Source organism: Blastomonas sp. AAP53, assembly GCF_000331245.1.
GTDB lineage: Bacteria > Pseudomonadota > Alphaproteobacteria > Sphingomonadales > Sphingomonadaceae > Blastomonas.
Window position 1 is genome coordinate 493,378 of record NZ_ANFZ01000006.1, and the last position, 19,616, is coordinate 512,993.

The window sequence follows — 19,616 nt, forward strand, 5'->3', positions numbered from 1 at the left end:
CCTTTTTCAGGCGCTCACTTCCCATTCAGGATTTGGTCGCTATATGGGTTTCTGCCGGTTCGTCCGGCTATGACGATAAACTGCGGCGTGCAATAGGCACAGCGGACCCGGGGGCGGTACCCGGCGGCTCCACCATGATCCTCGCGCAGGCGGGGCTTTTGATGGGGCCGAACTAGGATCGACGTGTGTTGAAAGACGTTGTTTTCGTCCGGGCTGAGTAACCCGTTAAAGGCTCAAACACGATAAGTGCCAATGACAATGACGCACTCGCCCTCGCTGCATAATTCAGCGGCCTAACGGCCAAGAATTATAAAGCCTGAGCGCGGTTGAACCCACCGGGCAACAGAAGCGGAGTTCAGCGGTTTGGAGAGCACCGGGCAACAGAAGCTCTCCACCATTCCCATCATCGATAGAGGTCACTCGGGGCCATAGGCTTTCTGGTAGTCGATCGCGTCGAGCATCTTTGCGCCCGCCATGAACACCGCACCGGTGCAGGCAACGAACAGCAGCCAGCCGCCATATCCTGGATATTGATCGAGATACAATTTTCCGCGTTCGCAGGCGCCCAGCGCGAGCGCATAGGTGATCAGATACACTTCAAACTTGGTCTTGATCAGAAACAGTCGGCGGATCTTTTCAAACATGCCTTCATCCCCGCAAGCGCCGTGCCAAGGGCAGATTTCTGCCGATCAGCATGGTGAAGAAAGGGTTAAGGTGTAAAGCCTGCCGACAGGTCAGCCAAGCTCTGACAGATCGAGCGCGGTCAGCAGCGCGGCGCGCGCATCGCGGACGGTGGCGATAAGCGCAGCATCGGCCAGATCCGCAGGCGCGGTGCGTTCGGGCCAGTGATGCGCCACTACCTGCTCGATCAGGTCCAGCCGCTCGGGCGTGGCAATGAAGCGCGGGTCGATGGTCGCGGGGTCGGCAACCACGCGCAGCCTCAGGCACGCAGGACCGCCGCCATTGGCCATGGACTGGCGCACGTTCACCGGCACCAGCTGGCGGATCGGGCCATTGCCTGCGATCATCTGTTCCAGATACGTCCATACCGCAGGCACCTCCTGCGCTTCGCTCGGCAGCACCAGCGCTTGACCGCCCGAGGGCAGGGTCACCAGCTGGGCGTTGAACAGATAGCTCCTGATCGCATCGGCCAGCGATACGGCGCTGGCGGGCACCTCGACGATCTGCACGGCAGGGAAGGCGGCCCGGATCGCGGCATAGCTTGCCTCGCGGTCCTCGAACGCCTGTTCGTGCGTGAACAGCACCGTTTCATTGGCCACCGCAACGACGTCGTTGTGAAAAGCGCCAGCAGCAATTGCGGTGTCGCTCTGCTGGAGGAATATCGTGCGGTCGGCCGCGAGCCCGTGCCGCCGCGCGATTGCCTTGCCGGCCTCGACATGCTGTCGCGCGGGGAAGGGGCCGCCTGCCTTGCCATAGACAAAGATCTCCACGCCGGAGCTGTCGTGCCGGTCGCACAGCCGCATATGGTTCGCCGCGCCCTCATCACCGAACGGAGCGGGGACAGGCGGGTGAACCGCGAAATGGCGTGTGTCGGCGAAGGCCAATTCCAGCTGCGCCAGCGTCCCTGTCCATTCATGGCTGCGGTGCGGCATCGTCATCAGATTGGCGACCGTCAGATGGCAGCGGCCATCGGCGGTATCGGGCGCCGGCGACACGGTTGCAGCATTCGCGGCCCACATCGACGAGGCGGAATAAGCGGCTGCGCGGATATGAGGCTCGGCGCTCGCGATATCGCAGCCGAGGCTCTCCAGCCAGCCGGTGTTGGGCCGGTCGAGCGGGAGGAAGAAACCCTGGGGCAGTCCCAGCGCGAGATTGCTGCGCATCTTGGCGATACCCTGCAGCGCCGCCGCACGCGGCTCGCTGACTGCGCCTGCGTTGCTCGCCGAGGCGATGTTGCCAAGGCTGAGGCCTGCGTAGTTGTGGCTCGGTCCGATGATCCCGTCGAAATTGATTTCGGTCAGCATTGGTTTCCTCTGATCTTCCTTCTCCCCTTGCGGGAGAAGGTTACGAAACCTTGGCGGCGCAGCCGCTTAAGCGCAGTTGGATGAGGGGTATGCGGCCCTTTGGGCCACGCGGTCGCAGACGACCGCTGCCCCCTCTCCCAGCTTCGACTAGGCAGCAAGCTGCCAAGTCTGCGCAACCCTCTCCCTCGGAGGGGAGAGCGGGTATTTCATCGCTCGATCCAGCGTACCGCGTCGCCGGTGCCGATGCCCAGCAGCGCAGACGCCTTGGCATCGATCGCGACACCGTCCGCGCCGTCCGCCACATGCGCGTAACCGCAGCGGAAGTCCGCGAGCTTTCCCGATGCCACCAGCGACAGCGTGCCGCCTTCTGCCACCGCACGTACCGTCGCGTCGCGCGAATTGCGGATCGAATGCACCTGGTCAGTGCGCGCGGTCATCGTCGGGCCGCCGTCGAAGATGTCGACGTAATTCTCGTGCGCAAAGCCTTCATTTTCCAGCATGCGCATCGCTGCACGGCCGCTGACATTGGGGCGGCCGAGCACATGGCGCGCAGCATCGGAGAGCATCGCGACATAGACCGGATGCTTGGGCATCAGATCGGCGATGAACTGGTTGCCGTGCAGCGCATTGAACGTGTCGGCTTCATCAAAGCTCATGCCGAAAAAGCGTCCAGCGATGCTGTCCCAGAACGGCGAATCCCCGGCTTCGTCGATGACGCCGCGCAGCTCGGCGAGGATGCGGTCAGTGAAGCGCTTGCGGTGCATGGCGATGAACAGATAGCGGCTGCGCGCGAGCAGCATGCCCAGGCCACCTGCGCGTTCGCCGGGATGCAGGAACAGTCCGCCGACTTCGCATGATCCCTCCAGATCGGTGACCAGGCTCAGGATTTCAGCGCGAAACGTCTGCGCGAGCTCGGCGCTATGCTGGCTGAGGGTGCTCAGGCGATAGGAGTAGAACGGCCACTTTTGCCCGACACGGGTGATCAGCTGGCAGGTGCCGCGAATCTCGCGGGTTTGCGTGTTTTCCAGCACCAGCACGAACAGTTCGTCTTCCACGCTTTCCGCATCCCGGGCAAAGGCTTCTGTCGAACGGACAATCTTCGATTCGAGCGATTTGCGGTCGGCGGGCAGGTTGGTGAATCCACCGCCGGTCAGCTTGGCCATCTCGTAGATCGGCTGCAGGTCGCCTGGCGTCGCCGCCCGGATGATAAAGCTCATAAACCCCTCTTTTCGGCAAGCCGCAATATGGTGAGCGCCGAGAGACGGGCGCGTTCGGCCAGGCTGTCGGTGATCAGGAATTCGTCGGCGCTGTGGATCGCGCCGCCGCGTACGCCCATCGTGTCGACCACGGGGACACCGCAGGCTGCGATGTTGTTGCCATCGCACACCCCGCCGGTACCGCGCCAGCCGATCTCCAGCCCCAGGGCAGCGCCGCAATCCTTGACCAGCCCGAACAGCTTGCGCGCGCCCGGATCGATCGGCTTGGGCGGGCGACCGAAGCTGCCATGGACGTGCACCGACACCTCGTGCTCGCGCGCGACCGCCTCGCCGATCTGGCGCAGCGCCATGTCGGCAAATGTCTGCATCTCAAAGCTTTGCGGGCGAAAGTTGACGCGCACGATCGCATGGTCCGGCACGACATTGTTGGCGCTGCCGCCGTCGATCCTGGCGGGGTTCACCGAGAGCCCGTCGCGGGTCAGCGCCTTCAATCGCAGCGCGATATCTGCAGCGGCGACCAGCGCGTTGCGTCCCTCTTGCGGATTGCGCCCGGCATGCGCCGACCGCCCGGTGACGATGATCGAGAAATTCCCCGATCCACCGCGCTCGCCTGCCAGCGTCCCGTCTGGCAGCGCCGGCTCGTAGGTCAGCGCCGCCGCCTTGTTTGCGGCCAGTCCCGCGATCAGCGCGGCGGACGAGCCTGAGCCGACCTCTTCATCGCTGTTGATCAGCACGTCATAGCCGATGGTGGCGGCAAGGGGCGATGTCTCGACGGCACGCAGCGCCGCCAGCATGACGGCGATGCCGCCCTTCATGTCCGCAACGCCGGGGCCGTTCAGCACCCCCGGTTCCAGCCAGGTCAGCGCCTGGAAGCCATGGTCGGCAGGGAACACGGTGTCCATGTGCCCGGTGAGCAGCAGCCGCAACGGTGCGTCGGGGCGTACCGATACGACGAGATGCTGGCCCCGCACGATCGGCTCGATGCTGCCATCGGCGCGAACGGCGTCGACTGCGGCGCCATCGACCAGCTGGACGGTGCCGGGCAGGGCGGCAAAAGCATCGGCCAGAAGTGCTGCAGTTTGCGTAAGGCCGGCAAGGTTGGCCGTGCCGCTGTTGATCACAGCCCAGGTTTCGACCTGTTGCAGCATCGCGGTCTGGTCGATCGTGTCGAGACAGGCGCGTTCGGATGCGGTCAGACTTGCAGGGCTGGTCGTCATCCGCCCACCCATAGCCGGATTGGTCGCCTGCCGCCACCCGTTGCAACCAAAAGCGGATTTACTTCTGCACCTTGCCTTGCCATAGCCAGTGCTTCATTCCTCCCCGGAAGCGATCTTGCATTTCGTTGGGCGCGCTGCGCCCGGGCGACCGTAACAAGCAAAGAGGACCGGGAATGAGCGACACTATCCAGATCAACGGCATCAGCATCGATTCCACGCTGCACGGCTTCATCACCGAATCGGTGCTGGCTCCGCTGGCGCTCGACGCGGATCGCTTCTGGGCCGACTTTGCCGCGCTGCTCGAGCGGTTCGTGCCGGTCAACCGGGATCTGCTCGCCAAGCGCGAGGACCTTCAGGCGAAGATCGATGACTGGCACCGTGCCCGTAAGGGCCAGCCGTTGAATGCCATGGAATACCGCACCTTTTTGTATGACATTGGCTATCTGGTCACCGCGCCACAGCCGTTTGCCATCGGGACCACCCATGTCGATCCGGAAATCGCGACCATGGCAGGCCCGCAGCTGGTGGTGCCATCGCTCAACGACCGCTTCGTGCTCAACGCCGCGAATGCGCGCTGGGGTAGCCTGTATGATGCCTATTACGGCACCGACGCACTTGATGCGGCGCCCGCGCAGCCGGGCGGCTACGACGCGGTGCGCGGCGCAGCGGTGGTCAAGGCCGCCAAGGCGTTTCTCGACGAAGCTGTGCCTTTGGCTGACGGCAGCTGGGCGGATTTCACCGGTGGCGCGCCTGCGCTCGCCGATCCTGCGCAGCTCGTCGGCACCAACGGCGCCAACCTGCTGCTGCGCCACAACGGCCTGCATATCGAGATCGTAATCGATCCCGCCAGCCCGATCGGCAAGGATGATCCCGCCGGGATCGCCGATGTGCTGCTCGAAGCGGCACTGACCACCATCGTCGACATGGAAGATTCGGTCGCCGCGGTGGATGCCGAGGACAAGGTCATGGCCTACACCAACTGGCTGGGGCTGATGCGCGGCGACCTGGAGGCGAGCTTCCCCAAGGGCGGCAAGACGCTGACCCGTGCGCTGGAAGCGGACCGCGATTACACCGCACCCGATGGCACGGCATTCACCCTGCCGGGGCGCAGCGTGCTGTTCGTGCGCAATGTCGGGCATCTGATGACCAACCCGGCAGTGCTGCTCGCAGACGGAACCGAAGCGCCCGAGGGAATCCTCGATGCAGTGTTCACCAGCGCGATCGGTTGCCACGATATCAAGGGGCTGGGCCGCTACAAGAACAGCCGCGCCGGATCGATCTACATCGTCAAGCCCAAGATGCATGGGCCCGAAGAGTGCGCGTTCACCAATGCATTGTTCGATGCCGTCGAGGACATGCTGGGCCTGGCTCGGCACACGATCAAGGTCGGCGTGATGGACGAGGAGCGCCGCACTTCGGCGAACCTTGCCGCCTGCATTCACGCGGTGAAGGACCGCATCGTGTTCATCAACACCGGCTTCCTCGATCGCACCGGCGACGAGATCCACACCTCGATGCAGGCCGGCCCGATGGTCCGCAAGGGCGACATGAAGACCTCGGACTGGATCAAGTCGTACGAAGCGCGCAATGTCGGCATTGGTCTGAAGTGCGGGCTGGATGGCAAGGCGCAGATCGGCAAGGGCATGTGGGCCGCGCCCGACATGATGGCCGACATGATGGAACAGAAGATCGGCCATCCGCTGACCGGTGCGAACACCGCCTGGGTGCCATCGCCGACGGCTGCGACGCTGCACGCGATGCACTATCACAAGGTCGACGTGTTCGCCCGCCGCGCCGAGATCGCGGCGCAACCGGTGCCGACGCTCGAGCCGCTGCTCAGCGTGCCGCTTGCTGCCGGGCAGAACTGGTCGCCCGAGGATATCCGCGCCGAGCTCGACAACAACGCGCAAGGGATATTGGGCTATGTCGTGCGCTGGGTCGATCAGGGCATCGGCTGCTCGAAGGTGCCCGACATCCATGACGTGGGCCTGATGGAAGACCGCGCGACGTTGCGCATCTCGAGCCAGGCTCTCGCCAACTGGCTGCTCCACGGCGTGTGCACCGCGGACGAGGTCGATGCCGCGTTGCTGCGCATGGCGGCCAAGGTCGATGCGCAGAATGCGGGCGATCCGCTCTACCACCCGATGGCGAGCGATCCCGAAAGCTCGCTGGCCTTCCAGGCCGCGCGCGATCTGGTGTTCAAGGGTGTCGAGCAGCCGAGCGGCTATACCGAGCCTCTGCTGCACGCCTATCGCCAGAAGGTGAAGGCGGGTTAATTCGGATAGCTTTGCGCGTACGTCCCTCGACTACGCTCGGGACAGGCGGAGGGGGGGCGGAGAAAAACTTGCCGCCCCTCTGGAATGGGACACCCACCTCGCCGAGTTCCCGAGCCCTTCGGCTGGCTGGCAAGCCAGCCGCTCAGGGTAAACTAAAGTCGAGGGACGTGTGCGCAGACGCTTAGCTAGGCTTCCCCCGCATCCAGATGCGCGCGGATCGCATCCAGGCTCTCGTCGAGATGGCTGAGCAGGAACAGATGCCCGCCATCGTCGATGATCTTGAGCTCCGCATTGGGGATCAGGGTCTTGAGGATCTGGCCGTTGATGGGTGGCACGATCTGATCATCGCCGCCCATCAGCACCAGCGTGGGCTTGCCGAGGAACGGCAGGAACGGCGCGCTGGTCCAGCCGATCATCGCCAGCAGCTGATAGAAATAGCCGGTCTTGGACGGCGGGGTGATGCGGCCGGTATGGCCGGTCGCGCCGTCGGTCGATCCGCCGTACAATGTCGCGAAATGCTTTTCCATGTAGCTGGGGTCGATATAGCGGCGCGGATCGGCCATCTTGCTGAGCGCGGCAATGTTGCCGGGGACCATGAACATGCCTGCGGTGGTCGCCGCCAGCACCAGCCGGTTGACGCTGCCTGAATGCTGCAGCGCGAAATGCTGCGCCATCGCGCCGCCCCAGCTCACGCCCATCACATCGACCGTCTCGATCTCGAACTGCTGGAGCAGCAGCCAGGCGCAGCGCGCCATCAGGAAGGCATTGTAGGGCACCTTGGGGTCAGGTGATCCACCGACGCCAGGCATGTCGAAGGTGATGAACGGGCGTTCCTCGAGCATCTCGGCGAACGGAGCGACCGCTTCCATGTTCGCGCCGATACCGTTGAAGAACAGCAGGGGCGGCTTGGTCAGCCCCTCGTCAAAGCGCCAGCGCGCCACGCGCAGGGTGCGCCCGTCAGCCACTTCCATGGTGATGTCGGGGCCTGAGGGCGTGCTGGGCTTGGGTTTGCTGGCCAATGCGAATTCCTGTCGGTTGATATCTGCGCGTTCAAACCTTCCCCATAACGAGGAGGTTTTGAATGTCCTACTCCAATACATACAGCCCTGGCGCAGGTTCCAGCGCGGGGTGTTTCTTGCTGCCGGTGCCGGACGGCGCGGCGACCTTTTCGCCCGATCGCGCCTGCAGCCATTCCATCCAGTACGGCCACCAGCTGCCCTTGACCTCTTCGGCCTTGCCCAGCCACTCATCGACGTCCGCCGGGGTCTTGCCCGCCTTGGTCGGCGTGTTGCCTTTCATGCGGAAATACTTGGCCTTGGGGTTGGTCGGCGGGTTGAGGATCGCCTGCATATGGCCCGATTGCGAGAGCACGAAATCGACATTCTTCGATCCGAACAGCTGCGTCGAACGATAGCAGGCGCGCCACGGGGTGATGTGATCGGTCACGCCGCCCAGGATGAACAGGTCGTTGGTCACCTTCGACAGATCGATCTTGTGGTCGACCATCTCGACTTCGCCTTTCTTCGTGAACGCCAGCGTCTCGAAGATCGTGAGGAAGTCTCCCATCAGGCTGGCCGACAGGTTTGTGGCGTCGGCGTTCCAGAACAATACGTCGAACGCTGGCGGGTCCTCGCCCATCAGGTAATTGTTGATCACATAGTTCCAGATCAGGTCGTTGGGCCGCAGCCAAGCGAACCCGCGCGACAGGTCGCTGCCCTTGATCACGCCCTTGCGCGCCGCGCGCTGCTTGGCGAGCGCGAGGCCGTTGTCGCTCATCAGCGATCCCGCCTCGATATCGGTCTGCTTGGGGTGCAGCACGCACACCATCAGCGTCACCGCGCCGATGCGGTCATCGCCCGAAGCCCGCAGCTTGGAGAGAAGCATCGCCAGCGTCTGCCCGCCCGAGCAGCCACCCGAGACATTGACCTTCTTTGACTTGGTGATGTCGCACACCACGTCGACGGCGCGGGTGCATGCGGCGATATAGTCCGCCATCGCCCATCCCCCGTGTTCCTTTTGCGGGTTGCGCCACGAGATGACGAAGGTCTGGATGCCGTTGTCGACCTGCCATTTCACCACCGATTTCTCGGGCGACAGGTCGTTGATGTACATCTTGTTGATCTGCGGCGGGATGGTCAGCTGCGGGATCGCATGGACCTCATCCGTGGTCGGCGCATAATGCACCAGCTCCATGATCTCGTCGCGATAGACGACATTGCCTTTCGAGGTCGCGACATTCTCGCCCAGCGTGAACGGTTTCTTGTCGACCTGGCTGACCATGCCGTCGTTATAGACCATGTCGTTATAGGCGTTCTTCAGCCCCTTGAGCAGCGACAGCCCGCCTGAATCGACGATCCGCTTTTGCGCCATCGGGTTGCCGAGCAGCGTGTTGGTGGGAGCAAGCGCATCGATGATGATCGCGGAGATGAAATTGGCGCGGTCGCGCTCGAGCGCGTCGAGCTCCAGCTCGTCGATCCAGCTCTTCATGCCCTTCTGAACGGCCATGTAGTATTGGGCACCCGCGCGGAAGAATGGGTTGAACCGCCAGGCGGGGTCCATGAAGCGCTTGTCCTTGGGGTCGGGCGACAGCTCCGACTGGCCCATCATGATCTTGACGACATCTTCCGAAAACGACTGGGCGTGGCGCATCGTGCGGGCAGGGTCGCTGGCGGTTTCGCGGAGCAAGAGCCCGATCGCGCCCACGAAATCTTCCCTTGCCAGCCCCATCAGCGGCCCGAGCGCCGTAGTGTGCTGCGCTGCTTCCTCGACCAGATTCGGGGTGTCGTCTGCCATAAGCTCTCTCTCCAGATCGGCTTGCCGCCCCGTTCATGCAGGGTCGGTCAGGCCTGCACCGTATAGTGAGCAGGCGACGCGCACAATGGGCGCAATAGCGCGCCCAATTCCCGTGTCAGATCAGGGCATCAATCTGGCTGGCAAGGTCGATATCGCGCTTCGAAAGCCCGCCTGCATCATGGGTCGTCAGCAGGATTTCGACGCGGTTGTACACGTTCGACCATTCGGGGTGGTGATCGGCCTTTTCGGCGAGGATCGCAACGCGAGTCATGAAGCCGAAGGCCTCGACGAAATCGGTGAAGCTGAAGGTGCGGGTGATGCCGTCGCGCACCGGTTCGGGTGTCCATTCGGGCAGGGCGGACAAGCCAGTGGTGCGCTCGATATCGGTAAGTTTGGTGACCATCGCATGCGTCTCCTCTTGGCAGCAGGCGGCAATTGCGCCTATCGCGGTGCAGATGGCGCATGATGCTGCACAAACCAAGGGCTTTGACGCGGGCGCGGCGCTGGAATGCACCGGCCTTGCCTGCGTGCGCGGTGGACGGATGCTGTTTCGCGGCGTCTCGTTCGCGCTCGATGCGGGCGAGGCGCTTCATGTCACCGGCCCCAATGGCATGGGCAAGTCTAGCCTGATCCGCGTGCTCGCCGGGCTGCTGCCGGCCTATGCGGGCGAGGTGACGGCGACAGGCCGCATGGCGCTGGCCGACGAGCGCGTGGCGCTGGATGCCGGACAACCGCTTGCCCGCGCGCTCATGCACTGGACGCGGCTGGACGGCAGCGCGGATGCCGATATCGCCGGGGCGCTGAACGCGGTCGATCTGCCGCATCTCGCCGATGTGCCGGTACGCTTCCTGTCGACCGGCCAGCGCAAGCGCGCGCTGCTCGCCCGGATCAGCCTGTCGCGTGCGCCGATCTGGCTGCTCGACGAGCCTGCCAATGGTCTCGATACCGCCTCGATCGAGCGGCTGGGGGCCATCATGGCCAATCACCGCGCCAACGGCGGAATCGTCCTTGCCGCATCACACCAGCCATTGCCGCTGAATGGCGCGCAGACGCTCCCGCTCGCAGAGTTCGTTCCTGCCGCTGTGCCGGAAGAGCCCGCATGATCGGCGCACTTGCCACGCTGATCCGGCGCGAGCTTATGCTGGCCTTCGGCCTGGGTGGCGGCACGCGCGGGTCTGCCGGGTTCGTGATGCCGATCATCTTCTTCCTGGCGGTGGCGACGATCTATCCCTTCGCCGTCGGGCCGGACGCGCAGTTGCTGGGCCGCACCGGCGGCGGGGTGATCTGGGTCGCGGCCTTGCTCGCCAGCATACTGCCGATCGACCGGCTGGTGCAGGCCGATGTCGACCAGGGTATGATCGACCAATATGTCGTGCGCGGTCTTTCCGAAGAGCTGATCGTGCTCGCCAAGACCATCGGCCACTGGCTGAGTTTTGGCCCGCCGCTGATGCTGGCAGCGGTGATTTCCGCTGGATTGCTGGGGCAGAGCGCCGAGCAGTTAATGATCATCGAGATTGGCCTTGCCTGCGCGACCCCGGCGCTGGCGGCGTTGGGCGTGATGATTGCGTCGTTGACCGCCGGCCTGCGCCATGGCGCGGCTCTGGGCGGGCTGCTGCTGCTGCCGCTTGCGGTGCCGCTACTGATCTTCGGCGCGGGCAGCCTGACGCCGGGGAGCCAGAACGGGCTGCTGCTACTGGCGGCGGCCAGCCTGTTGCTCACCGTCATCTGCCCGATCGCTGCAGGCGCCGCGATCCGCGCCGGTCGGGAATAACTCGCTCTAGCGGCAGGCGCGCCAGCCCATTTCGCCGCGATCGGCCATGTCGAAATGGAAGTGGTCGGCATGGGCGGCATTGTACTCCGGCGACAGCACGGTCGAGAACAGATCGCATGCGCCATCGCGCACCTGACGCAGGAACCGTGCCTTCTCGCTTTCGCCCACGTCGCTTTCGTCAGCCCAGTCGCCCAGCACCGAGATCCGCGTCCCGTCTTCGAGCACGAATGCGCCGATATCGATCGCATCGGCGGTGGCGTGCTCGCTCCACGCGCCTTCGCTGCGTCCGTACATGCGGCGGCACGAGAAGCTGCCCAAGGTCTCGATCCGCGCCACCCGCTGGCCGAATATCTCCTGCGCGTGCTGCTGCACCACCTGGTTCTGCCAGATCAGCATGCCGATCATCACCGGGCACGAAGGCGCGACCGAGCGCGGCGTCATCGCGAGCAGTTCCTGCCCGCCGTCCAGCCGCACCGCATCCTCGACCCGGCACTGGTCGTTGCCCTGCGGCTCGAGCGCGTCGAACTCCAGCCCCGATGTCTCGAGCAGCGCGATACAGCCGTCGCGGTCGCCGGTCAGCCGTGCAACCTTGCGCCCGGTGGACATGCCGATCGGGTCGCTCAAGCTCAGCGGCGTCCAGGGCATGTCCTCGCGGCCGGGCTTTAGCCAGGCGAACAGCACGAGCAGCGCGAACGCCAGGATCGCGAGCCAGATCAGCCGCCGGACCAGACCGATGATGTTGGGAATGCGCATATGGTCCAGCTTACGCAGATGCGCCCCATAAGGATGCAGTGCGATGACCTGCGGGGTAATTGTTCTTCGGCCATCGGGCCGCGTAATCCGGGGGTATCGCAACCCGATGGGAGACTTGGAACATGAACGGCAAATGGCAGGCGCAGATGCAGCTTTGGTGCGGCGCGGTGATGATCTTCGGCCTCGTGCTGATGGGCGGGGCGTTTCCGGCGTCCAGCGCGGGGGTGAACATGCTGTTCGCGATCCTCGATGGACCGGGGCCGTTGACCTTCGATCCCGCCCTGCGCTTTGCGCTGGCGTTGATGGGCGCTGTGACCTTGGGTTGGGGCGCGACTTTGCTGGCGGTGGTGCGCGGCACGCGCGAGATGTCGGGCGCGCAGTCGCTGGCGTTGTGGCGCGGCATCACGGCTGCGCTGCTGATGTGGTACATTGTCGACAGCGCACTGTCGGTTGCGACCGGCTTCTGGCGCAACGCGCTGTCGAACACGGTGCTGATCGTCTGGTACCTGCTGCTGATCGCGCGCCACCCGGCAAGATCACATCAGGGGCTGGCGGCGCGGGCGTGAGACGTCCGCCATTTGCACAACAGGGGCAGGCCTTGGCGCTCATTGAGCCGGGATAAAATGTTGAGTGTTGGGCGGGAAGCTGCCGCTCACCTCTGGCCTTTGCTAAATCTCTTGGCTCGTTTGCCTCTGCGTCGCAGGAAACAAAATCGCGGATGGACGTTGCACCATCATGTTGTTTGACGGTTTCTACGACCTCGCACGAGTCGCGGGCATTTCACTGCTGGCCTATGTGTCTTTGATCATTGTGCTTCGGTTGGCCGGGAAACGTTCACTCGCAAAGCTCAATGCGTTCGACCTTGTGGTCACTGTTGCACTGGGTTCGACCTTCGCTACCGTCTTGCTCAGCTCCGATGTTGCCTTTTTGGAAGGGCTGCTTGCGTTTGCCGCGCTGGCGCTTTTGCAATGGGGGGTGTCCCGGCTTTCCGTCGCTTGGCCGGCGTTCCGTAATCTGGTGCGAAGTCAGCCTCGGCTTTTGCTTGAGGACGGGGAATTCTTGATGGAGGCCGCAAACGACGAACGGATAACGCAGGATGAACTCCTCGCGGCTGTCCGCTCAGCGGGAGTAGGCCGCCTGGAAGATGTCGCAGCGGTAGTTCTAGAAACCGACGGCAGCCTCAGTGTCATCAAACGCGCTGATCAACCGCTGACAGTACTTGGGAGCGTCCGGCGGTAGCTGCGGCATGAGAGCCGACAGCCAAAGATGATGGGAGGCCGGAGAACCTAACAGACCAGCGTCCTAGAACTGCATCTCGTCATAGATCCGGCTAAGATCGCCGCCCCATTCGCCGTGGTATTTGGCGAGCAGGTCTTCGGCAGGCGTGCGGCCCCGCGCAACGGTGTCGCGCAGCGGTTCCAGGAAGCCGGTTTCGTTGTCGCCGCTCGAGTTGGTGCGCGCGCGTGCCGCCAGGCCGGATGTGGCGATGTCGAGCACTTCTGCGGCGATGTCGATCAGCTTGCCGCCGCCGGCGATCGGCGCATTGAGGCCCATTTTCGGCACGAAATCGCGCAGCGTCTGGCGTTCTTCGATCGTCCAGCCCTTGACCACGTCCCATGCCGCATCGAGCGCGGTCTGGTCATAGAGCAGGCCGACCCACAGAGCGGGCAGCGCGCAGATCTTGCTCCACGGGCCGCCATCGGCGCCGCGCATCTCGAGGAAGCTTTTCAGCCGCACTTCGGGAAAGGCGGTCGAAAGGTGGTCGTTCCAGTCGCTGATCGTCGGACGCTCGCCGGGCAGGGCAGGCAGCTTGCCGTTCAGGAAATCGCGAAAGCTCTGGCCCGCCGCGTCGATATAGAGGCCGTCGCGGAAGACGAAGTACATCGGCACGTCGAGCATATATTCGACATAGCGCTCGTAGCCGAAGCCATCCTCGAACACGAACGGCAGCATGCCGGTGCGCGCGGGATCGGTGTCCGACCAGATGTGGCTGCGGTACGAGAGCATGCCGTTGGGCTTGCCCTCGGTGAACGGCGAGTTGGCGAACAAGGCGGTCGCCAGCGGCTGGAGCGCCAAGCCGACGCGGAACTTCTTGGCCATGTCGGCCTCGCTCGCATAATCGAGGTTCACCTGGATGGTGCAGGTGCGCAGCATCATGTCGAGGCCCATGGTGCCGACGCGCGGCATGTGGTTCAGCATGATGCCATAGCGGCCCTTGGGCATGATCGGCAGTTCGGCGCGGGTCTTGTCGGGCCACATGCCCAGCCCCAGAAAGCCGGTGTTGGTCTTGTCGCCCACGGCCTTGACCTGCGCGAGATGGCGGCCGGTTTCGGCGCAGGTCTGGTGCAGGTTCTCGAGCGGCGCACCCGACAGTTCGAGCTGGCCGGCTGGCTCGAGGCTGACGGTACCGTCGGGACCACGCATCGCGATGACGTTGCTGCCGCCCGCAGGCGTCAGCTCCTCGACCGGCTCCCAGCCGAATTCGCGCAGCGACATCAGTAGATCGTAGATGCCACCGGGTTCCTGATAGCTGGGCGCATGGTGATCGGCGCGGCTGAACACGAACTTTTCGTGCTCGGTGCCGATCCGCCAGTCCGCCTTGGGCTTTTCGCCTTCGCGCATCGGCGCGGCCAGTTCGGCGATGGACGTGATGACAGGTTCGTCCTGGCCGGTGGAAGTACGTGTGCTCATGATGCGCCCTGAACCCTGATATGTCTGTTGTCGCTGCCTTTAGTTGCGGCATGCAACCCAAGCCAGCGCTAAATGAGTAATGGGGAGGATAGCCGTGCTTTCAAGCGGCCCAGTCTCCCTGCGCGGCCATCCACACAGCCGTTGCGGCAATCGCGGCGGTCTCGGCGCGCAGGATGCGCGGGCCGAGCGAGACAGGCACGGCGGCGGGATGGGCGCGGATGGCGGCGTTCTCGGCATCGGTGAAACCGCCCTCGGGGCCGATCAGCACCGCGGCCGGGCCGCCATGCGTTGCCAGCGCCTGCGCGAGCGATAGGCCTCCGCTGTCGTGCAGCCGTTCATCGGCAAAGAACAGGTGGCGGCCGGGCTCCCACCCCTTGAGGAGCGAGTCCAGCTTCGTCAGCGGCGCGATTTCGGGAAGCGCGGTGCGTTCGCATTGCTCGGCTGCCTCGATCATCGTGCCGCGCAGCCGATCGTCCTTGACCTTGTCGACCACCGCGCGATCGGTCAGCACCGGGACGAAACGCGCCACGCCCAGTTCGCAGGCCTTTTCGGCGAGGAAATCGAACCGCGCCTTCTTGATCGGGGCGGCGCACAGCCAGAAATCGGGCACGGCCTCGCGCGGGCGCAGCAGGCTTTCGACGGTCAGTGTGAGGTCGCGCTTGCCGCGCGCGGTGACCCTGGCGAGATATTCGCCGCTGACATCGTCGAACAGCTTCACTGCGGCCCCCTCGGCCAACCGCATGACGTTGACCAGATAATGCGCCTGATTGCCTTCGATGCGCAGCGACGCCCCCTCAGCCAGCGGCGTTTCGACGAACAGGCGCGGGGCGGAGCGCGGGGGCCAGGCAGGGGTAGCGGTCATTCTGCGGGGATTAGCTCGCCGCGCCCCCGGCGTCTAGCGCGCGCCGTCGCCGATCAGCGTGAACGGTGCCCAGGCATTGGGGTGGGCAAGGGTATCCCTATCGCTGTCCTGGGCTACATCGTTGCGGATTTCGCGCATCGCCTGCGCAAAGGCTTCGGCGCGCGAGAGCGCAGGATTGTCGCGGGCGATCTCGATGGTGCGCACGGTCATTTTTGCCGCGACATCATCGCGCACCGGCCAGTGCGAGGCGAGCAGGTTGCGCGCGCCTGCATAGAAGAACGCGCGGGCCAACCCGGACAATCCCGGCGCGCCCTGCGATCCATCGCCTGCTGCGGTGTTGCAGGCCGAGAGGATCACCCAGTCCGCATCCAGCTTCAGCGCCGCCACCTCGGACGCGGTGAGCAGGCCATCGTCTGTCTCGCTGGCCTTGGCAGGCGGGGTGAATACCAGGCCGGGCTCTGCCGCGCCCTCGATCTCGCCCGCCATCAGCCCATGCGTCGCCAACGCGATGATCCGCGCGTCAGAGAGCTTCGCCTTGCGGACGTTCGTTTCGGTCGCCTGCGCGCCGGTCATCACGCTCGCCGGGCTCGCCCCCAGGGCGGTGCGCATCGCGGCGAGCTCGACCGCCGTTCCGGGCAGCCGCGCCATCTGCTTCAGCGCACCGACATTGACCACGCCGCCGCCCGAGCGGGTGGTGCCCGCCGCGAACACGTCCGCCGCTGCCAGCCCCTGCGGACGCGCGCGCCGCGGATCGCGACCCTTGCCCTTGACGAACGCACCGCGTCCGCCGCCGCCACGGACCGCAATCTCGCCCTCCAGCACCGGGTCGCCAAATCCCATGAACGGTTGGCGGCTCTGGCTGCCAGCCGCGCCAGGTGCGCTCGCCAGCTTGTCGCGCAGGAACTTGAGCGACTGGAGCGAGGGAATCTGGATCAACGCGTGCGCGTCTGCGAACCAGGGGGTGCTGCGCAAGGCCGCAGGGTCGCCATCTGCGCCTTCGGGCTTCTCGGTCACCAGCATGCCGAAGGGCAGCGAGGAGAGCGATCCTGCCGCCGCGATGAACACATGGCGTTTGCCCTTGATCACATCGGCCACCGGCGCGATCAGCTGGTCGTACAGCACGAACGCGCTGCGCCGGTCGAACGGATACGCACCTTCGCCCTCGTTCGACCATTCGGCGTCCTCGACGGCATCCACCGTGACATTCGCGCCGACATCCCACAGCAGGCGGCGGACGAGCAGGTCCACCTCGCGTTTTTTCAGTGGCGAGCGGTTCCAGTTCACGCCGCTGTCCGAGATCGCGATGACATGCGTGCCGAAGGTCGCCGGCAGAACGAGCAGCAAGGCCTCGTCCGGACCCATCAGGTCGATCACCTGCTTGCCATCGAGCGGGCGCGGCTGGACCAGGTCGTAATATTGCGGAAAGCCGGCCTTGAGCTTGCTGTCGATCGCGGCAACCTGGCTTTCGATCGCGGTGCGTTGCTTGTCGATCGCCGCCAGCTTTGGCATGCTGTCGGCAGCGCCCGATGCGAGCAGCAGATTGCGGTCGCTTCCCAGGCTTGCCCAAAGATCTGCCAGTTCGCGGCGCTGGCGGACGCTGTCGCCCAGTCCGCCTGCCGCATTGGCCGCCGCGCGCGCAGCGGATTCGGCCACGGCTTGGCCTGCCGGGCCATCCATGGCCTCCTGCGCCGCGACGATCGCATGAACGAACATCTCGGCGCGCCGCGCAGGGAATTTTTCGCCCAGCTGCCACGCGGCGTCCATCAGGGTGGTGAAATAGAACGCCTCGCTTTCGGTCGGGGCCTGACCATCGCTGGCCAGCCCGCGTGTCTTGCCGACGATGCTGCGCTGCTCTCGCAGCGAGGCGACGGTCTTTTGTGCCATTGCGAACGCGTCCACCTCGCTGCCTGCCTGTCCCAGCAAGGCGATGTTCGAATTGCTCATCGCGGACAGCGTATAGGGATGGTTGCGGCCCAGCTGTTTCTGGAACGCCGGCACGATCTCGTCATACAGCGGCTTGGCTTCGGCATAGCGGCCCTGGAAGAACAGGCACAGCGCCAGATCGTTGAGGCTGTAGAGCCGCTGTGGGTGATCCTTGCCCAGCAGCTTCGTGCGGGCTGCCAATGTCCGGCGAATCAGCGGTTCGGCTTCGGCAAAGCGCTGCTGGTAGAGCAGGGACGCACCCAGATTGCCCTCGTAGATCAGCGTCTGCTGGTCGTCGGGCCCGCGCACCATACGCCCCAGTTCCAGCGCCTCGCGATAGAGCGGTTCGGCCTTGGCGAACATCTCTTGCGCCTCATAGGTCCGGCCCAGGTCGTTCAGCATGCCGATGCGGATGCGCGAACGTTCACCAAAGCGTTCGGTCGAAACATCGATCACGCGGCGCTGCAGCTTTTCTGCCTCGTCAAAGCGCTGCTGATCCTTCAGCACGATCGCCAGCCGTCCCATGGCATTCAGCGCATCGGAGTCGGCTTCGCCCTGGGTGCGCAGGAAATCGGCCACGGCTTCGGATAGCCAGGGTTCGGCAGCGGCGTTCAGTCCCTGATCGGCGAACAGGCTGCCGAGGGTGACCTTGGCATAGATCGTGTCGGCATCGTCGGGCCCGTCCAGTTCACGGCGCAGCGCCAGAACTTCGCGCAGCAGCGTTTCAGCCTCGGCAAAACGGCCCTGGGTCTTGAGGTTGGCGGCAAGGCCGTTGATCGGCGCAAGGATATACGGAGTCTTGCGTCCGAACAGCTTCTCCCAGCCCGCCACCGCCTGGCGGAACAGCGGCTCGGCCTCGCGCGTGCGGCCCATCGCGTCAAGGTTGACGGCCAGGTTGGTGGTCATCGAGACGCTGTTGCCATTGTCCGGGCCGAACAGTCGGATCATCCCGTCGCGCGCTTCGCGGATGAGTGGGTCGGCATCGGCAAAACGTCCCTGCTGGCGCAGCAGATCTGCCGCCAGATTGATGGCAGCGAAGGTTTCCGGAGCGTCTGGTCCTGACAGCAGGCGGCGCTCCGATACCAAGGTCTGCGTGAGCTTCTGAGCGGCGGCAAGATCGCCCGACCGGCGCAGCGCCATGATCTCGTCCATCATCTGCGATAGTCGGATGTCGTCGCTATTCGCGCCTGAACGGGGAGAGGACGAAGGCGGTTCCGAAACTTGCGCGCGCGCTGGGGTCGATGGCGCGGTGGTCGCCAGCATCAGCGCGGTGATCAGCACAAACGCGGATGGGCGGTGAGGAAGCTTGAATTGAGGTGCAATGACCAGACCGGATCGCATCGATAGCCCCCATGCTATTGGCCCATTGCTCACAGCATGGCCGAAGTTTGGCGCGACCCGAACAGCGACCTTGTGCGCAGTTGCAGATCACGATGCAAGCGCCTTGCATGCGTGACACATCGAGGTGGCTGCGGGGGAGGGGGCAAAACATAAGCCCGGGCGCGATGAGAAGGGGGGAGGATCGCGCGCCCGGGCCCATGTTGATTAGGACGACATTGGAGGGGGGCTTGGTCTGTCGTCCTGAAATGAAAACTTTCACACGTGATTTTGGTTCCGCAAAAAATGCTGCACCGATTTATTTTTTGAAATGACCGCTGTGCAGTCTTCGAACCCGTCCAGACCTTGCATCTGGCAGCGCCGCGACAGGCACAAAAAAACGGGGCCCGAAGACCCCGTTTCCTTGATTCAGTTGGACCGAAACGGTCCGACCTGCCTGATCGAAATCAGGGGCTGGTCGGGGTGTCGCTGTCCTGGTCAGCAGCGATCACGATGCCGCCGATGATTGCTGCAGCAGCGACCACACCGATGATGATTCCGGTGCCGCCAGCAGCTTCGCTGTCTTCTTCAGTGGTCGCCGAAACGCGCTGGTTAACAGCCTGGGCCATTACCGGCGTCGCTACGACGGTGAGTGCGGCCAGAGCGGCCACTGCAAAACGATTCTTCATATTAACCTCCGTCACGTCTTTAGTTCGAAGCCTTAAATCATTGAAATTCAAGACGTTGCAACCCATTGCGAAAAGAGTGTTTTACGAGCTCTTCCCGACGCTCAATGCCCAACTAGGCGGAA

Annotated in this window: 17 protein-coding genes and 1 other RNA gene; 6 read left to right on the plus strand and 12 right to left on the minus strand. The window is 64.3% G+C overall.

Translation table 11 applies throughout. The annotated features are described in order from the left end of the window. Nucleotides 1-14: 14 nt before the first annotated feature. Nucleotides 15-396, plus strand: a transfer-messenger RNA (tmRNA) gene (gene ssrA, locus D618_RS19280). A gap of 20 nt (nucleotides 397-416) precedes the next feature. Here ssrA and D618_RS0105395 read toward each other — a convergent pair. The 4 genes from D618_RS0105395 to D618_RS0105410 all read right to left on the minus strand — a co-directional run bounded on the left by D618_RS0105395 (nucleotide 417) and on the right by D618_RS0105410 (nucleotide 4,419). Beyond that, nucleotides 417-644 (minus strand): hypothetical protein, encoded by a 228-nt coding sequence (locus tag D618_RS0105395; RefSeq protein WP_017670475.1) that lies wholly within the window; start codon nucleotides 642-644, stop codon nucleotides 417-419. Nucleotides 645-734: 90 nt separating this feature from the next. After that, nucleotides 735-1,985: an N-succinylarginine dihydrolase gene (locus D618_RS0105400; RefSeq protein WP_017670476.1), complete on the minus strand. Its 1,251-nt coding sequence runs from the start codon at nucleotides 1,983-1,985 to the stop codon at nucleotides 735-737. 206 nt (nucleotides 1,986-2,191) lie between these two features. Beyond that, nucleotides 2,192-3,202 (minus strand): arginine N-succinyltransferase, encoded by a 1,011-nt coding sequence (locus tag D618_RS0105405; RefSeq protein ID WP_017670477.1) that lies wholly within the window; start codon nucleotides 3,200-3,202, stop codon nucleotides 2,192-2,194. Further along, nucleotides 3,199-4,419 carry a hydrolase gene (locus D618_RS0105410; protein WP_026091333.1) on the minus strand — a complete coding sequence of 407 codons (1,221 nt, stop codon included), beginning with the start codon at nucleotides 4,417-4,419 and terminating at the stop codon, nucleotides 3,199-3,201. The genes D618_RS0105405 and D618_RS0105410 overlap by 4 nt, the downstream gene beginning before the upstream one ends. Before the next feature lie 173 nt (nucleotides 4,420-4,592). Between D618_RS0105410 and D618_RS0105415 the strand changes: the two genes are divergently transcribed. Continuing rightward, nucleotides 4,593-6,695, plus strand: a complete 2,103-nt coding sequence (locus D618_RS0105415; RefSeq protein ID WP_017670479.1) for a malate synthase G — start codon at nucleotides 4,593-4,595, stop codon at nucleotides 6,693-6,695. 185 nt (nucleotides 6,696-6,880) lie between these two features. On the opposite strand, the gene D618_RS0105420 is transcribed toward D618_RS0105415, so the two are convergent. The 3 genes from D618_RS0105420 to D618_RS0105430 form a co-directional block, all read right to left on the minus strand. After that, complete coding sequence (locus D618_RS0105420) at nucleotides 6,881-7,714, minus strand: alpha/beta fold hydrolase (protein WP_017670480.1); 834 nt, start codon at nucleotides 7,712-7,714, stop codon at nucleotides 6,881-6,883. Nucleotides 7,715-7,781: 67 nt separating this feature from the next. After that, the gene (locus D618_RS0105425) at nucleotides 7,782-9,488 is read right to left on the minus strand and encodes an alpha/beta fold hydrolase (RefSeq protein WP_017670481.1); all 1,707 of its coding nucleotides are present in this window, start codon (nucleotides 9,486-9,488) and stop codon (nucleotides 7,782-7,784) included. A gap of 115 nt (nucleotides 9,489-9,603) precedes the next feature. Further along, a complete protein-coding gene (locus D618_RS0105430) occupies nucleotides 9,604-9,891 on the minus strand; it encodes a 4a-hydroxytetrahydrobiopterin dehydratase (RefSeq protein WP_017670482.1) in 288 nt (95 codons plus the stop codon). Nucleotides 9,892-9,943: 52 nt separating this feature from the next. On the opposite strand from D618_RS0105430, the gene ccmA reads away from it, so the two are divergent. Together ccmA and D618_RS0105440 are read left to right on the plus strand one after the other, a co-directional pair. Continuing rightward, complete coding sequence (gene ccmA, locus D618_RS0105435) at nucleotides 9,944-10,591, plus strand: heme ABC exporter ATP-binding protein CcmA (protein WP_017670483.1); 648 nt, start codon at nucleotides 9,944-9,946, stop codon at nucleotides 10,589-10,591. Continuing rightward, nucleotides 10,588-11,259, plus strand: coding sequence for a heme exporter protein CcmB (locus D618_RS0105440; protein ID WP_017670484.1), 672 nt, complete (start codon nucleotides 10,588-10,590; stop codon nucleotides 11,257-11,259). Before ccmA ends, D618_RS0105440 begins: the two co-directional genes overlap by 4 nt. A gap of 6 nt (nucleotides 11,260-11,265) precedes the next feature. Here D618_RS0105440 and D618_RS0105445 read toward each other — a convergent pair whose 3' ends face one another. Further along, a complete protein-coding gene (locus D618_RS0105445; protein ID WP_017670485.1) occupies nucleotides 11,266-12,012 on the minus strand; it encodes an extensin family protein in 747 nt (248 codons plus the stop codon). Between the two features lie 122 nt (nucleotides 12,013-12,134). Here D618_RS0105445 and D618_RS0105450 point away from each other — a divergent pair, with 122 nt between their 5' ends. Both D618_RS0105450 and D618_RS17725 read left to right on the plus strand, forming a co-directional pair. Next, nucleotides 12,135-12,578, plus strand: coding sequence for a hypothetical protein (locus D618_RS0105450; protein ID WP_017670486.1), 444 nt, complete (start codon nucleotides 12,135-12,137; stop codon nucleotides 12,576-12,578). A 169-nt stretch (nucleotides 12,579-12,747) separates the two neighbouring features. After that, nucleotides 12,748-13,251 (plus strand): YetF domain-containing protein, encoded by a 504-nt coding sequence (locus D618_RS17725; RefSeq protein WP_017670487.1) that lies wholly within the window; start codon nucleotides 12,748-12,750, stop codon nucleotides 13,249-13,251. A gap of 63 nt (nucleotides 13,252-13,314) precedes the next feature. On the opposite strand, the gene D618_RS0105460 is transcribed toward D618_RS17725, so the two are convergent. The 4 genes from D618_RS0105460 to D618_RS0105475 form a co-directional block, all read right to left on the minus strand. Beyond that, nucleotides 13,315-14,703, minus strand: coding sequence for a glutamate--cysteine ligase (locus D618_RS0105460; RefSeq protein ID WP_017670488.1), 1,389 nt, complete (start codon nucleotides 14,701-14,703; stop codon nucleotides 13,315-13,317). A 100-nt stretch (nucleotides 14,704-14,803) separates the two neighbouring features. Continuing rightward, complete coding sequence (locus tag D618_RS0105465) at nucleotides 14,804-15,565, minus strand: 16S rRNA (uracil(1498)-N(3))-methyltransferase (RefSeq protein WP_017670489.1); 762 nt, start codon at nucleotides 15,563-15,565, stop codon at nucleotides 14,804-14,806. Nucleotides 15,566-15,598: 33 nt separating this feature from the next. Continuing rightward, nucleotides 15,599-18,829, minus strand: coding sequence for a CHAT domain-containing tetratricopeptide repeat protein (locus D618_RS0105470; RefSeq protein ID WP_017670490.1), 3,231 nt, complete (start codon nucleotides 18,827-18,829; stop codon nucleotides 15,599-15,601). Nucleotides 18,830-19,272: 443 nt separating this feature from the next. Further along, complete coding sequence (locus tag D618_RS0105475) at nucleotides 19,273-19,494, minus strand: hypothetical protein (RefSeq protein WP_017670491.1); 222 nt, start codon at nucleotides 19,492-19,494, stop codon at nucleotides 19,273-19,275. Nucleotides 19,495-19,616: the final 122 nt, after the last annotated feature.